The organism is Caulobacter sp. P1_B12_2, from assembly GCF_056406675.1.
The window spans coordinates 1-1,542 of the sequence record NZ_JBFTZS010000694.1 but is presented as its reverse complement, the minus strand read 5'-3'; the positions used below and the strand labels follow the sequence as shown (position 1 = coordinate 1,542).

Annotated in this window: 2 protein-coding genes; one reads left to right on the top strand and one right to left on the bottom strand. The window is 67.1% G+C overall.

Features of this window, described 5'->3' with window-relative positions; translation table 11 throughout:
• Positions 1-315 precede the first annotated feature (315 nt).
• Positions 316-657, bottom strand: coding sequence for an endonuclease domain-containing protein (locus tag AC1DZ6_RS24965; RefSeq protein WP_477099782.1), 342 nt, complete (start codon positions 655-657; stop codon positions 316-318).
• A gap of 123 nt (positions 658-780) precedes the next feature.
• Between AC1DZ6_RS24965 and AC1DZ6_RS24960 the strand changes: the two genes are divergently transcribed.
• On the top strand, positions 781-1,200 hold the full coding sequence (locus tag AC1DZ6_RS24960; protein WP_477099781.1) for a GNAT family N-acetyltransferase: 420 nt from the start codon (positions 781-783) through the stop codon (positions 1,198-1,200).
• Positions 1,201-1,542 lie beyond the last annotated feature (342 nt).

Below are 1,542 nucleotides of genomic sequence, written 5' to 3'. Positions count from 1 at the left end.
GGTCTAGACAGGTCAGTCAAGGGCTGGCCTGCGGCCAGCCGCGACGCGGCGCGCCGTCCTTGAGTGACCTGTCCAGACCGGCGATCGTCTCGCCGTGAGATGAAAGGCTGGCTCCCCTTCGCGAGGAAGGGGGCGCGCCGCTTTCCCTCTCCCCTTGCGGGAGAGGGTGGCGGTCCGGAGGACCGTCGGGTGAGGGGTCGATGGCGTGGTCGGCCGCGTACGGCGGAACGGGTGGGTGGGGCGGTTGAGGTTTGAGAGACCCCTCATCCGTCAGCTTCGCTGACACCTTCTCCCGCAGGGGGAGAAGGATTCAAGTTAGCGGCCGCAGGCGCTCAGGATTTCATCGAGGACGGCGTCGGGCGCGTCCTGGATGCGCTTGTTGGTGAAGCGCAGCACGCGGAAGCCTTGGCCGCGCAGCCAGTCGTCGCGGATTTCGTCATGAAGGCTGTCTTCGTGATGCGGGCCGTCGGCCTCGACGATGAGGCGATGGCGCGGGCAAAGGAAGTCGGCGACGTAGCGGCCGAGCGGAACCTGGCGGCGGAATTTCAGGCGTTCCAGGCGGCGGTCGCGGAGCAGGGTCCAGAGCAGGCGTTCGGTGACGGGCGGCTCGTGCCGGAGTCGGCGCGCGAAGGCGAGTTGTTGAGCGCGATCGACCATGACGAGAACAATACGGGAACATGGTGAGTTGGCAAGAGGGTGCGGTTGRCTTTTGAGAGACCCCTCATCCGGCGGCTTCGCCGCCACCTTCTCCCGCAAGGGGAGAAGGGTTACCTAAAACCCATGATCACCCCCGCCCAAACCGACGCCGAAGTCCTCGCCACCTTCGAGGTCATGGCCCAGCTCCGCCCTCAGCTCGCCCGCGACACCTATGTCGCCCGCGTCCGCCAGCTGATGGCCAGCGACGGGTTTCGGCTGGCCTATGTCAGCGAGGACGGCGTGGCGCGGGCCGTGGCGGGGTATCGGGTGGCGGACATGCTGTATTGCGGCCGGTTCCTCAGCGTCGACGACCTGGTGGCCGACGACCGGGTCCGGTCACGGGGCCASGGCAAGGCGCTGCTGGACTGGCTGAAGGAAGAGGCCCGGCGCGAGGGCTGCGGCCATCTGGAGCTGATCTCCAACGTGGTCCGCGAGGCCGCCCACCGGTTCTATTTCCGCGAGGGCCTAGCCGTGGACGCGTTCCATTTCCGGGTGAAGCTGTAGGGCTTTCTTGATCCGCTCTTCCGGGGAAGAGCGGAGTCCAGGTCTATGCTCAGCGTATGCGGATCAAAGCCTCGTCAAATCAAGGCCTTGAACTTTCTCGACCCGATCTTGTCCCCACCCTCCAAACCGGCCCTATCCTTATCCCACCTCGCCGCACCGGAAAGGGCGCAAGGCCAGCGACCAATGCGGCGGCGGGGGGCGATCGAGCGGGGGCAGGCGCGAGGGGGTTACTCGCGCGGTCCGGGGACTTCCATCGTTGGGGAGCCCGCCCGCCGTCGGCGTCGAACGGGGACAAAGCGCGTGTATTGCCCATTGGCCCGCGCCCCCGGCGTCCGGAACACC